Here is a 12,363-nt window from a genome sequence, read left to right on the forward strand (position 1 = left end):
ATGCGGTTTTCAAGCGCCAGTCCTCATATCGGTAGAAGAACTGGAGATTGAAAACTGCGGTTTTAATAAAGTAAAAATTTAAAAAGCCAAACCCAAAAAAATCAGAAGTTCCCGAGGAACCATTCCTTCATGCGCTGCCACACCGCCTTCACGGACCCGTCCTGGCGCGTCACGATATGCCCGCGCAGGTACTGCTTCTTCGCTTCCAGCAGCAGCCCGAGCACGGTGGCGTAGCGCGGGCTGCGCACCACGTCAGCCAGCTGGCCGCGGTAGTCCGGCGTGCCGAGGCGCGCCGGTTTCAGGAAAATGTCCTCCGCCATTTCCACCATGCCGGGCATGATGGCGGTGCCGCCGGTGAGCACGATGCCGGACGAGAGCACGCCCTCGTAGCCGGATTCGCGCACCACCTGGTGCACCATGGCGAACAGCTCCTCCACGCGCGGCTCGATGACGGCAGCCAGCGCCTGGCGCGAAAGGTTGCGCGGGCCGCGGTCGCCCAGGCCCGGCACTTCCAGGTGTTCGCCCGGATCCGCCAGCACCTGCTTGGCCACGCCGTAGCGGATCTTGATTTCTTCCGCTTCCGAGGTCGGCGTGCGCAGCGCCATTGCAATATCGTTGGTGATCTGGTCACCGGCAATCGGGATCACAGCCGTATGGCGGATCGCGCCGTCCGAGAACACAGCAACGTCGGTGGTGCCGCCGCCGATATCGATCAGCACCACACCCAATTCCTTTTCGTCCGGCGTGAGCACGGCATCGGCCGAGGCCATCGGCTGCAGGATCAGGTCCGAGACCTCCAGGCCGCAGCGGCGCACGCATTTGACGATGTTCTGCACCGCGCTCACGGCGCCGGTGACGATATGTACTTTGACTTCCAGGCGGATGCCGCTCATGCCGATCGGCTCGCGCACATCTTCCTGGCTGTCGACGATGAATTCCTGCGGCACGGTATGCAGCAATTGCTGGTCGGTCGGGATGTTAACCGCCTTCGCCGTTTCAATGACGCGCGCTACATCGGTCGCCGTCACTTCCTTGTCCTTGATGGCCACCATGCCGCTGGAATTGAAGCTGCGGATATGGCTGCCCGCAATGCCCGCGTACACATTGCGGATCTTGCAGTCGGCCATCAGCTCGGCTTCTTCCAGCGCGCGCTGGATCGATTCGACCGTCGCTTCGATGTTCACCACTACGCCCTTTTTCAGGCCTTTAGACTCGTGCTGGCCCAGGCCAATCACTTCGTGGCGTCCATCGCCCATCACTTCGGCCACCACGGCCACCACTTTGGAGGTGCCGATGTCGAGTCCGACGATCAGGTTTTTAGCGTCTTTAGTCATCTGTTTGCCTGCTTTATTTATGCGGCTTTTCAGCCGGTATCTTCAATCCCTGTGCGCTCAGCGCCAATCCATTCTGGTACCGCATATCGACCGTCTCGATATTCGGCACCCGGCTCACCAGCTGGGGCCAGATCCCCACCAGCCGGTCCACCCTCTCCTTCAGCATGCTCGGCGTCTGCTCCCTGCCCAGCGCCACGCTCATGCCGTTGTCCAGCCTTACCGTCCACGCATACCGGCTGGACAGCGACAACTCCTCCGGCGCCAGCTTGATCGGCGCAAACCATTTCTGCAGTTCGCCGTAGCGCGCCAGCACTTCCTTCTCGCTGCCCTCCGGTCCGGAGAAGGCGGGCAGCTCGTGATCCTCTTCGGCTTCTGCCAGGTTGGCGGTGAACACATCGCCCTTCACCGACAGCAGCCTGCCATCCTCACCCCAGGTGCCCAGGGCTTCGTGCTCTTCCACTTCCACGATCAGCTGGTCCGGCCATTCGCGCCGCACCGTCGCCCGCCTTACCCACGGCACCGACTCGAATACCTGCCGCACGCTGTCCAGGTTCGCGGTGAAGAAATTGCCGCGTATCCGGCCCTGCGTACCGTTGCGCAAGGTGAGCAGGTTGACGTGCTTCAGTTCTTCCTTGTCCACCCCTTCCACGGTGATGGTGCGCAGGTTGAACACCGGACGCTGCGCCACCCACCACACACCACCGGCGACGCAAGCCACGAGCGCCAGCGCGGTGATGCCGCTGGCTGCTGCGTTGAGGGCTTTGACGTCCTGCCACATGGTTCCCCTTATTCCCCTCAGGCCTTCATCTTCAGCCGTGCCGAGCGCAGTATCTCCACGCACAGCTGCTCATAGCTGATGCCTTCCGCACGCGCCGCCATCGGCACCAGCGAGTGGCTGGTCATGCCTGGGGAGGTATTCACCTCCAGCAGGAAAGGCTTGTTGTCGGCCACGCGCAGCAGCACGTCGACCCGGCCCCAGCCCTCACAGCCGACCGCACGGTAGGCTTCCACGGCGATGCGGCGCATTTCGGCCTGAATGGATTCGTCCAGCTGCGGCGGGCAGAAATACTGCGTGTCGTCGGTGAAGTATTTGTTCTGGTAGTCGTAATTGCCTTCAGGCGCCACGATCTCCACCACCGGCAGCGCGCGCGCATTGGCGCCCGAGCCCAGCACGGCGACGGTGAACTCGCGGCCCGTCACGAATTCCTCGGCCAGTACGGCGTCGTCCAGCGCAGCCGCGGTGTCATAGGCCTGGCGGAATTCGGCCGCGGCGTTGACCTTGGTGATGCCGATGGTCGAACCTTCATGCGGCGGCTTCACGATCAGCGGCAGGCCCAGGTCGGCGGCGATCTTGTCCAGGTCCGATTTCGCATCCAGCACCGCGTAGCGCGGCGTCGGCAGGCCTTCGTTCAGCCACAAGATCTTGGTGGTGATCTTGTCCATGCCCACCGAGCTGGCCATCACGCCCGAGCCGGTGTAGGGAATGCCCAGCAATTCCAGCGCGCCCTGCAGGCTGCCGTCCTCGCCGAAGCGGCCGTGCAGCGCGATGAACACGCGGTCGAATTTTTCCGCGGCCAGTTCGGCCAGCGTGCGCTGGCCCGGATCGAAGGCGTGGGCATCGATGCCCTGGCTTTGCAGCGCCTTCAGCACGCCGGTGCCGGACATGATGGACACATCGCGTTCGGCGGAGCGTCCGCCGAACAGCACGCCCACCTTGCCCAATGCCTGCGCTTCCTGTTGAGTGATAGGTTTCACGTTCATGCCTTGTATGCAGTCAGTTTTGCCGGGACGCCGCTGATCGAGCCTGCGCCCATCGTGAGCACGACGTCGCCGCCGCGCACCACATTCATAATCGTTTCCGGCATATCCGCGATGTTTTCAACGAATACCGGTTCGGTCTTGCCGCGCGCGCGGATCGCGTGCGCCAGGGAGCGGCCGTCGGCAGCCACGATCGGCTGCTCGCCCGCTGCATAAACGTCCGCCAGCACCAGCACGTCGACAGAACTCAGCACTTTTGCAAAGTCTTCGAACAGGTCGCGGGTGCGGGTGTAGCGGTGCGGCTGGAAGGCCAGCACCAGGCGGCGGCCGGGATATGCGGCGCGCGCCGCCGCCAGCGTGACTTCCGTTTCAATCGGGTGATGGCCGAAATCGTCCACCAGCGTGAAGCTGCCGCCGGACGGAATCGCGATGTCGCCATACTTGGTGAAGCGGCGGCCCACGCCGGCAAAACCGGCCAGGCCGGCCTGCGTGGCGCTGTCTTCCACGCCGATCTCGCGCGCAATGGCGACCGCCGAGCAGGCGTTCAGCACATTGTGCATGCCGGGCTGGTTCAGCACCACGCCCAGGTCCGGATGGCCGGCCTGCAGCACGGTGAAGTGCATCTGGGTGCCGACGGCGCGCGCGTTGATGGCGCGCACTTCCGCTTCTTCGCTGAAGCCATAGGTCGTTACGGGCTTCGTCACCTGCGGAATGATGCTGCGCACATGCGGATCGTCGATGCACAGCATGGCGCGGCCGTAGAACGGCAGGCGGTGCGTGAAGTGGACGAAGGCCTGCTTCAGCTTCTCGAAATCGTGCTCGTAGGTTTCCATGTGATCGGCATCGATGTTCGTGATGACTTCGATCATCGGCGCCAGGTTCAGGAAGGAAGCATCCGATTCGTCGGCTTCCGCCACCAGGTATTCGCCGGAGCCCAGCTTGGCGTTGGCGCCCGCCGCAGTCAGGCGGCCGCCGATCACGAAGGTCGGGTCCAGGCCGCCGGCGGCCAGCACCGATGCCACCAGGCTGGTGGTGGTGGTCTTGCCGTGCGTGCCGGCGATCGCGATGCCGCGCTTCAGGCGCATCAGCTCCCCCAGCATCACGGCGCGCGGCACGATGGGAATCTTGCGGGCGCGGGCTGCCACCACTTCCGGATTGTCTTCTTTCACCGCGGTTGACGTCACCACCGCATCCGCATCGCCGATATTGTCCGCTGCGTGGCCCTGGAACACCTTCGCGCCCATATCCGTCAGGCGCTGGGTAACAGCGTTGCTGCCCAGGTCCGAACCGGAGACGTTGTAGCCGAGCGTGACCAGCACTTCCGCGATGCCGCTCATGCCGCTGCCGCCGATGCCGACGAAGTGAATGTTCTTGACCTTGTGTTTCATGCCAGTTTTTCCAGTTCTTGCGCGATCGCGTTGTTCGCATCGCGTTTGCCCACCGCGCGCGCCGCCACCGCCATGTTCAGGCAGGCGCCACGCGTCAGCGTTTGCAGCAGGGCCGCGAGGCTCTGCGGATTCAGTTCCGTCTGCGGCATATGGATGGAAGCGTTCTGCTTCGCCATCCACTGCGCATTGTCGCGCTGGTGGCTGGTGGTGGACGCCACCAGCGGCACCAGCACGCTCGCCACGCCGGCCGCCGTCAGTTCGGACACGGTGATGGCGCCCGCGCGGCAGATCACGAGATCCGCCGCGGCATAGGCGCATGCCATGTCGTCGATAAAGTCCAGCACATTCGCCTGCACATCGGCTTTCCAGTAGGCCTGGTGCAGCGCATCGATATTCTTCTTGCCCGACTGGTGGGTGACGATCGGACGCTGCGCGGGCGGTATCAGCGCCAGCGCAGCCGGCAAAACATCGTTCAGCGCCTTGGCGCCCAGGCTGCCGCCCACCACCAGGATGCGCAGCGGGCCTTCGCGCCCGGCAAAGCGCTGCTGCGGTTCCGGCAGCGCCAGGATCTCGGCGCGCACCGGGTTGCCCGTTACCGTGGCCTTGCCGGCAGCCGCGCCGAATTCGGCCGGGAAACCGAAGCACACGCGCTTCGCCACCGGCGCCAGGGTTTTGTTCGACATCAGCAGGGCCGCATCGGCGTTCACCAGCACCAGCGGCACGCCGCGCAGCCTGGCCGCCACGCCGCCCGGCACCGTAACGTAGCCGCCCATGCCCAGCACCACGTCCGGCTTGCGGCGTCCCAGGAAACCGAAGCAGTCGGCGAAGGCGCCCAGCATCTTGAAGCCGCCTTCGATGGTGTGTTTCAGGCCCTTGCCGCGCATGCCGCTGAAATCGATGGTATCCATCGCAATGCCGCTCTTCGGCACCAGGTCCTTTTCCATGCCGTGGGACGTGCCCAGCCAGCTCACTTCCCAGCCGCGCTCGCGCATGGTGTTCGCGATCGCCAGGCCGGGGAAGATGTGGCCACCGGTACCTGCCGCCATAATCATCAGGCGCTTCATATCCGCCCTCCCCGCATCAGCACACGGTTTTCATAGTCGATGCGCAGCAGGATCGCCAGGCCGACACAGTTGATCAGAACACCCGAGCCGCCGTAGCTCATCAGCGGCAGCGTCAGGCCCTTGGTCGGCAGCAGGCCGAGGTTCACGCCCATATTGATGAAGGTCTGCACGCCGATCCAGATGCCGATGCCTTTCGCCACCAGGCCCGCGAAGGTCTGGTCGATGGCGATCGCCTGGCGCCCGATATCGAAGGCGCGCTTGACGATCCAGTAGAACAGCGCGATCACAACAAGCACGCCCGCCAGGCCCAGCTCTTCGCCGATCACGGCCAGCAGGAAGTCGGTATGCGCCTCCGGCAGGTAGTGCAGCTTCTCCACGCTGCCACCCAGGCCAACGCCCATCAGCTCTCCGCGCCCGAAGGCGATCAGGGAGTGCGTCAGCTGGTAGGCCTTGTTCAGCGCGTTCTCTTCCTCCCACGGATTCAGGTAGGCGAAGAAACGGTCGCGCCGGAACTTGGACAAGGCAATGATGGAAACAAAGATCGTCACCAGCATGGCGCCGATGCCGCCGAACCAGATCGCGTTCACGCCGCCCAGGAAGAGGATGCCCATGGCGATGCAGACGATGACGCCGAAGGCGCCAAGGTCCGGCTCCAGCAGCAGCAGCAGGCCGACGAAGCTCACGGCCAGCGCCATCGGCAGGAAGCCCTTGGTCAGCTTGTGCATGTATTCCTGCTTGCGCACCGTGTAGTCGGCGGCGTAGATCACCATCACGAGCTTCATCACTTCGGACGGCTGGCCGAGGCGGAACGGCAGCCAGCGGCGGCCGCCGTTCACCACGATGCCGATGCCCGGAATCAGCACGAGGACCAGCAGCACCAGCGTGGCGATGAACAGGTAAGGCGACGCCTTCTGCAGCGTGGCGACCGGAATGCGGAACACGATCACCGCCGCAACGGCGGAAATGCCGATGAACAGCGCCTGGCGGTTCAGGAAGTAGGTATTCGAGTAGGCCGCGAACTTCGGCGAATCCGGCAGCGCGATGGAAGCGGAGTACACCATCACCATGCCGAGCAGCATGAGCAGCAGCACCACCCACACCAGCGGCTGGTCGTATTCCATCATCTTCGACTGGCGTGCGCGGCTGTCGATCGGCGTGGGGGCGGACGCGCCGCCGAATTTGAAGGGGAGCTGGAACGCCATCAGATCTCCTGCCCCGCATCGAGCGCCAGTTCGCGCACGGTGTCGATGAACACCTGCGCGCGGTGCGCGTAGTTCTTGAACATGTCCAGGCTCGCGCAGGCCGGCGACAGCAGCACGGCGTCGCCGTTCTGCGCCAGCGCAGCAGCGCGCTTCGTTGCCTCTTCCAGCGTCGCGAAGTCTTCCATCGGCACGCCGGTATCGGCCAGTGCGGCGCGGATGCCAGGCGCATCGCGGCCGATCAGCACCACGGCGCGCACATAGCGCGCCACCGGCTCGGCCAGGGGATCGAATTCCTGGCCCTTGCCGTCGCCGCCGGCGATCAGCACCAGGCGCTGGTGCTCGCCGCCGAAGCTCTTGCCGAGACCATTCAGCGCCGCGACGGTGGCGCCCACATTGGTGCCCTTGCTGTCGTCGTAGAATTCCACGCCGTTGATGGCCGACACCAGCTCCACGCGGTGCGGCTGGCCCTTGTATTCGCGCAGGCCATGCAGCAGCGGCGCGAACGGCAGGCCGATGGCGCGGCACAAGGCCAGCGCGGCCAGCGCATTCGACGCATTGTGCGTGCCGCGGATCTGCAGCGCATCGGCCGGCATCATCTTCTTCACATAGCACTCAACCGGCGGTCGTGGCGGATCGTTCTTGCGGCGCTTCTTCTTTTCCACTTCCTCGGTCGGCTCGGCGGTGGCGAGCCAGAAGATACCGCGCTCGTTCACCAGGCCGAAGCTGTCCGCCAGCACCGGCTCATCGGTGCCGAAGGTCACGTTCTCGCCGGTGGGGTTCGCCATGCGCATCACCCATTCGTCGTCGCGGTTCAGCACGCGCACGGTGTCGTCGCCGAAGATGCGCGCCTTGTCGTTGGCGTAGGACTGCATATCGCCATGCCAGTCCAGGTGGTCCTGCGTCACATTCAGCACCGTGGCGGCGTCGGCCCTGAGGCTGTAGGTCGTGTGCAGCTGGAAGCTGGAGAGTTCGAGCACCCATACCTGCGGCAGGGTTTCCTCGTCCATCGCTTCGCGCAGCACATCCAGCGCGGCCGGGCTGATATTGCCCGCCACACGCACGGTCTGGCCGGCGCGCTCGCACAGCTGGCCGGTCAGCGTGGTGACAGTGGTCTTGCCGTTGGTGCCCGTGATGGCGATGACCTTCGGCGCATAGGCGCGGTCGTCCTGCAGCCATTTCAGGGCCTGTGCGAACAGCTCGATTTCGCCCCATACAGGGATATTCTTTTCGGCAGCCGCCGGGATAATCTCGGCCAGTTCCTTGTTCGGGCCGAGGCCGGGGCTGACAGCCACGAAGTCCACGCCGTCCAGCAGGGCCGCGTTGAAGGGGCCGGAGATGAATTGCGTGCCCGGCAGCGCCTCGCGCAGCGCAGGCAGGCGGTCCGGCACGGCACGCGTATCGGCAACGCGCAGCAGCGCGCCACAGCGGGCCAGCCACTGTGCCATCGCCAGGCCGGATTCACCCAGCCCTAATACCAACGCGATTTTGCCGTTATAGATCATCTGTGTTGTTTAACGCAGCTTCAGGGTCGAGAGGCCGATCAGCACCAGCATCATGGTGATGATCCAGAAGCGCACGACCACCTGCGTCTCCTTCCAGCCTTTTTGTTCAAAGTGGTGGTGCAGGGGCGCCATCAGGAACACACGGCGGCCGGCGCCGTAGCGCTTCTTGGTGTACTTGAACCAGCCCACCTGGATAATCACCGACAGGGTTTCGGCCACGAAGATGCCGCCCATAATGAACAGCACAATCTCCTGGCGCACGATCACGGCGATCGTGCCCAGTGCGCCGCCCAGCGCCAGCGCGCCAACGTCGCCCATGAAGACCTGCGCCGGGTGCGTGTTGTACCAGAGGAAGGCCAGGCCCGCGCCTGCCATGGCGCCGCAGAAGATAATCAGCTCGCCCGCGCCCGGAATGTGCGGAATGAACAGGTATTTCGAGTAGGTCGCACTGCCGGTGAGGTAGGCGAACAGGCCCAGCGCCGAACCCACCATCACGGTCGGCATGATGGCCAGGCCATCCAGGCCGTCGGTGAAGTTCACGGCGTTCGAGGTGCCCACGATCACGCAGTAGGTCAGCGCGATGAAGCCCCACACGCCCAGCGGATAGCTGATGGTCTTGAAGAACGGCACGATCAGGTCGGCCTTCGGCGGCAGGTCCATCGAGAAGCCCGACTGCACCCAGGCCCAGAACAGGTTCAGCACTTCCACCGGCGTCGGCGCCGACACGGAGAAGGCCAGGTACAGCGCCGCGCCGATGCCCACCAGCGACTGCCAGAAGTATTTTTCGGCCGAGCGCATGCCCTCGGGATCCTGGCGCACCACCTTGCGGTAATCATCCACCCAGCCCACCAGGCCGAAGCCGATGGTAACGACCATCACCGGCCAGATCAGGCGGTTGGACCAATCGCACCACAGGATGGTGGAAACGCCGACTGCGATCAGCAGCAGCACGCCGCCCATGGTTGGCGTGCCATGCTTCTTCAGGTGGGTCTGCGGACCGTCGGTGCGCACGGCCTGCCCATACTTCATCGCGGTCAGCTTGCGGATCACCGCAGGACCGGCAACCAGGCCGATGACCAGCGCCGTGATCGTCGCGAACACGGCGCGGAAGGTGATGAAGTTAAAGACGCGGAAGGCGCCGATATCGTCCTGCAGGAATTGTGCGAGCCAGAGCAGCATTAGTGGTTGTCCTTGTTAGCCTGTTGCGATCCAATCAAATGCTGCACGACCCGCTCCATTTTCATGAAACGGGAGCCCTTGATTAATACAGTGGTGTCCGGCGCCACGGCTGCATCTACCGCCTGCAGCAATGCGTCGAACTGTTGGAAGTGTTGTGCGTGGCCTGCCATGTGGCTGGCCAGTTCGCCTGTTACCAGAACGTGCTCGATGCCCTTGCTCGCGGCATAGGCAGCAATCTCTTCGTGGAACTCGCGGCCCTGGGTGCCGACTTCGCCCATATCGCCCAGCACCAGTACGCGCGGTGCGGCGGCTTTCGCCAGCACGTCAATCGCGGCACGCACCGAATCGGGATTGGCGTTGTAGCTGTCGTCAATAACGGTGGCGCCGTTCGCGGCCTGCTTCTTCTGCAGGCGGCCGCTGACCGGCGCGAACGTATCCAGGCCCAGCTTGATCTGCGCGGCGGGAATTCCCGCTGCGCAGGTGCAGGCGATGGCGGCCAGCGCGTTCAGCACATTGTGTTCGCCCGCGGCCTGCAGGCCGATGAAGAACTGCAGCGGCTCGCCGCCCTGGCGCACGCTGACGAACATCTGGTTGCCGAAGTCGCCCGCGCGGTAGGTGCAGCTCACGTCCGCCTCCTTCGTCAGGCCGAAGGTGAGCACGCGGCGGCTGCCCGCCAGCTCGCGCCAGATAGGCGTGAATTCGTCCGACTGCGGGAACACGGCCACGCCGTCCGCCGGCAGCGCGGCCAGCACGCTGCCGTTCTCGCGCGCCACGGCTTCCACCGTGTGCATGAATTCCTGGTGCTCGCGCTGCGCGTTGTTGACCATGCCGATGGTCGGCGCGGCGATGGCGCTCAGGCGGCCGATTTCGCCGGGATGGTTCATGCCCAGTTCCACCACCGCGGACTTGTGCTGCGCGCCGAGGCGGAACAGGGTGAGCGGCACGCCGATCTCATTATTCAGGTTGCCGCGCGTGGCCAGGCGATTATCTTCGCCGTGGGCCGCCGCCAGGATGGAGGCAATCATTTCCTTCACCGTGGTCTTGCCGTTGCTGCCGGTGACACCGATCAGCGGCAGCGCGAACTTGCGGCGCCACCAGTTGGCGATCTGGCCCAGCGCCGCCAGCGTATTCGGCACAATGATGGCAGGCAGGGTCCAGCCTTCCGGCAGCTGTTCCGCGATCACGGCGGCAGCGCCCTTCTCCGCGACCTGCGGCAGGAAGTCGTGTGCATCGAACACTTCGCCGCGCAGGGCGACGAACAGCGCACCCGCAGGCACGGTGCGGCTGTCGGTGGACACGCCTTCGAACTGCACCGCCAGCGCGGCCACGGCCGCGGCGCCGCCATCGGCCAGCACCGGCGCATACAGGCGCGCGCCGGGCAGCACGCTGAGGATCTGGTCGAGCGTGGCGCGCATCAGCCTGGCCTCATCATGGTCAGGCGGGCGGACAGCGCCAGCTGGGCGTGGTCTGCGTCCGAGAACGGCAGCTTCTTGCCCTTGATTTCCTGGTAAGGCTCATGGCCCTTCCCTGCCAGCAGGATCACGTCCTGCTTGCCCGCATGGCGGATTGCGGTGAGGATTGCGGTGGCGCGGTCTTCCACGGTCTCGAACACGGAGGACGGGTGTTTGGGGTCCATGCCTGCAACGATCTGTTCAATGATGGAATGCGGGTCTTCGCTGCGCGGGTTATCGCTGGTGACGAGCACGTGGTCGGCGGCCTGCGAAATGCGGCCCATCTGCGGGCGCTTGCCCGGATCGCGGTCGCCGCCGCAGCCGAACACACACCACAGTTTGCCACCACGGTCGCCGGCCACGTCGCGCAATACGGCGATGGTTTTCTCCAGCGCGTCCGGCGTGTGGGCATAATCGATGACCACCATCGGCGTGTCGTTGCCGCCTACCAGCTGCATGCGGCCCGGCGGCGGCGTCAGGGTCTCGACGGCATCGATGGCGGCCTTCAGCGCGATTCCCTTGGCCAGCAGCGCGCCTAGTACGCCCAGCGCATTGCTCACATTGAAGGAACCGACCAGCTGCGTTTTCACGTTGGCGCTGCCGAGCGGCGAATCGAGGTGGAATTCGGTGCCGATGTTACGGCTGCGTACCTGGCTGGCGCGCAGCATGGTCACGCCGTCCAGGTCCGGCAGCGCCGCGGCGTCCGCCAGCGTGTAGCCGATGACCTGCACCTTGCCCTGCACATGCTTTGCCAGGCGCCGGCCCATCGGGTCATCCAGGTTCAGCACGGCGGTTTTCAGGCCGGGCCAGTCGAACAGCTTCGTTTTTGCCGCCTCATAGGCTTCCATGGTGCCGTGGAAGTCCAGGTGGTCGCGCGTGAGGTTGGTAAACAGCGCCACGTCGAAATGCATGCCTGCCACGCGGCCCTGTTCCAGGCCGATGGAGGAGGCTTCGATGGCCAGCGACTTTGCGCCGGCGGCGCGGCATTCGTCCAGCGTGCGCGCCAGCAGCACCTGATCCGGCGTGGTGTAGCCGGTGGAGCTGAATTCGGGTTCGCCGCGGCCATGGAACAGGCCCACGCCCAGCGTGCCGATAACGGCCGTGGTATCGCCGCCGCGCGACAGCGCGTGGCCCAGCCATACGGCGGTGGAGGTCTTGCCATTGGTGCCGGTGACGGCCACCGTGAACATGCCGCTGTCCGGCATATTGTAGAAGGCATGGGCGATCGGGCCGGCCTGCTGCTTCAGCGATTCCACCGCCAGCGAAGCGGCTTTCCATTCGGGCTTCCAGCTGAAACCTGCGGGGTCGTAGACCACGGCGGCTGCGCCCTGCTCAATCGCCGTCTCAATGAAAGTGCGCCCGTCGCCGGCATCGCCGGGATAGGCAAAGAACACATCGCCCGGCTTGATGCGGCGCGAGTCCGAGGCCAGCTGCCCGTTGGGCGCTGCCTGTTTGATCCAGTTGCTGATTTCTTGCTTAGTCATC

The 12,363-nt window shown here is 64.8% G+C and carries 10 protein-coding genes; all 10 read right to left on the reverse strand.

Features of this window, described 5'->3' with window-relative positions; all coding sequences use genetic code 11:
• Nucleotides 1–101: 101 nt before the first annotated feature.
• The 10 genes from ftsA to ACJRPG_RS16850 are packed head-to-tail and all read right to left on the reverse strand — an operon-like array spanning nt 102 to nt 12,362.
• Nucleotides 102–1,334, reverse strand: a complete 1,233-nt coding sequence (ftsA, locus tag ACJRPG_RS16805) for a cell division protein FtsA (protein WP_231768077.1) — start codon at nt 1,332–1,334, stop codon at nt 102–104.
• A 13-nt stretch (nt 1,335–1,347) separates the two neighbouring features.
• Nucleotides 1,348–2,112, reverse strand: a complete 765-nt coding sequence (locus tag ACJRPG_RS16810) for a cell division protein FtsQ/DivIB (RefSeq protein ID WP_408001243.1) — start codon at nt 2,110–2,112, stop codon at nt 1,348–1,350.
• Between the two features lie 17 nt (nt 2,113–2,129).
• Nucleotides 2,130–3,095 (reverse strand): D-alanine--D-alanine ligase, encoded by a 966-nt coding sequence (locus ACJRPG_RS16815; protein WP_408001244.1) that lies wholly within the window; start codon nt 3,093–3,095, stop codon nt 2,130–2,132.
• On the reverse strand, nt 3,092–4,480 hold the full coding sequence (gene murC, locus ACJRPG_RS16820) for a UDP-N-acetylmuramate--L-alanine ligase (RefSeq protein WP_408001245.1): 1,389 nt from the start codon (nt 4,478–4,480) through the stop codon (nt 3,092–3,094). The genes ACJRPG_RS16815 and murC overlap by 4 nt, the downstream gene beginning before the upstream one ends.
• Entirely contained in the window at nt 4,477–5,544 is a 1,068-nt protein-coding gene (gene murG / locus ACJRPG_RS16825; RefSeq protein ID WP_408001246.1) for an undecaprenyldiphospho-muramoylpentapeptide beta-N-acetylglucosaminyltransferase, read from the reverse strand. Before murG ends, murC begins: the two co-directional genes overlap by 4 nt.
• Nucleotides 5,541–6,746 (reverse strand): putative lipid II flippase FtsW, encoded by a 1,206-nt coding sequence (gene ftsW, locus ACJRPG_RS16830; RefSeq protein WP_408001247.1) that lies wholly within the window; start codon nt 6,744–6,746, stop codon nt 5,541–5,543. The genes murG and ftsW overlap by 4 nt, the downstream gene beginning before the upstream one ends.
• Nucleotides 6,746–8,248 (reverse strand): UDP-N-acetylmuramoyl-L-alanine--D-glutamate ligase, encoded by a 1,503-nt coding sequence (gene murD / locus ACJRPG_RS16835; protein ID WP_408001248.1) that lies wholly within the window; start codon nt 8,246–8,248, stop codon nt 6,746–6,748. The genes ftsW and murD overlap by 1 nt, the downstream gene beginning before the upstream one ends.
• Before the next feature lie 9 nt (nt 8,249–8,257).
• Nucleotides 8,258–9,427, reverse strand: coding sequence for a phospho-N-acetylmuramoyl-pentapeptide-transferase (gene mraY, locus ACJRPG_RS16840; RefSeq protein ID WP_408001249.1), 1,170 nt, complete (start codon nt 9,425–9,427; stop codon nt 8,258–8,260).
• Nucleotides 9,427–10,842 (reverse strand): UDP-N-acetylmuramoyl-tripeptide--D-alanyl-D-alanine ligase, encoded by a 1,416-nt coding sequence (locus ACJRPG_RS16845; RefSeq protein WP_408001250.1) that lies wholly within the window; start codon nt 10,840–10,842, stop codon nt 9,427–9,429. The genes mraY and ACJRPG_RS16845 overlap by 1 nt, the downstream gene beginning before the upstream one ends.
• Entirely contained in the window at nt 10,842–12,362 is a 1,521-nt protein-coding gene (locus ACJRPG_RS16850; protein ID WP_408001251.1) for a UDP-N-acetylmuramoyl-L-alanyl-D-glutamate--2,6-diaminopimelate ligase, read from the reverse strand. The genes ACJRPG_RS16845 and ACJRPG_RS16850 overlap by 1 nt, the downstream gene beginning before the upstream one ends.
• Nucleotide 12,363 lies beyond the last annotated feature (1 nt).

Source organism: Pseudoduganella rhizocola (assembly GCF_045984285.3).
Lineage (GTDB): Bacteria > Pseudomonadota > Gammaproteobacteria > Burkholderiales > Burkholderiaceae_D > Rugamonas.

What these genes read in the sequence shown, in the direction of transcription:
- ftsA (WP_231768077.1), bottom strand. Translation starts at nt 1,334, where the DNA reads ATGACTAAAGACGCTAAAAACCTGATCGTCGGACTCGACATCGGCACC.
- ACJRPG_RS16810 (WP_408001243.1), bottom strand. Translation starts at nt 2,112, where the DNA reads ATGTGGCAGGACGTCAAAGCCCTCAACGCAGCAGCCAGCGGCATCACC.
- ACJRPG_RS16815 (WP_408001244.1), bottom strand. Translation starts at nt 3,095, where the DNA reads ATGAACGTGAAACCTATCACTCAACAGGAAGCGCAGGCATTGGGCAAG.
- murC (WP_408001245.1), bottom strand. Translation starts at nt 4,480, where the DNA reads ATGAAACACAAGGTCAAGAACATTCACTTCGTCGGCATCGGCGGCAGC.
- murG (WP_408001246.1), bottom strand. Translation starts at nt 5,544, where the DNA reads ATGAAGCGCCTGATGATTATGGCGGCAGGTACCGGTGGCCACATCTTC.
- ftsW (WP_408001247.1), bottom strand. Translation starts at nt 6,746, where the DNA reads ATGGCGTTCCAGCTCCCCTTCAAATTCGGCGGCGCGTCCGCCCCCACG.
- murD (WP_408001248.1), bottom strand. Translation starts at nt 8,248, where the DNA reads ATGATCTATAACGGCAAAATCGCGTTGGTATTAGGGCTGGGTGAATCC.
- mraY (WP_408001249.1), bottom strand. Translation starts at nt 9,427, where the DNA reads ATGCTGCTCTGGCTCGCACAATTCCTGCAGGACGATATCGGCGCCTTC.
- ACJRPG_RS16845 (WP_408001250.1), bottom strand. Translation starts at nt 10,842, where the DNA reads ATGCGCGCCACGCTCGACCAGATCCTCAGCGTGCTGCCCGGCGCGCGC.
- ACJRPG_RS16850 (WP_408001251.1), bottom strand. Translation starts at nt 12,362, where the DNA reads ATGACTAAGCAAGAAATCAGCAACTGGATCAAACAGGCAGCGCCCAAC.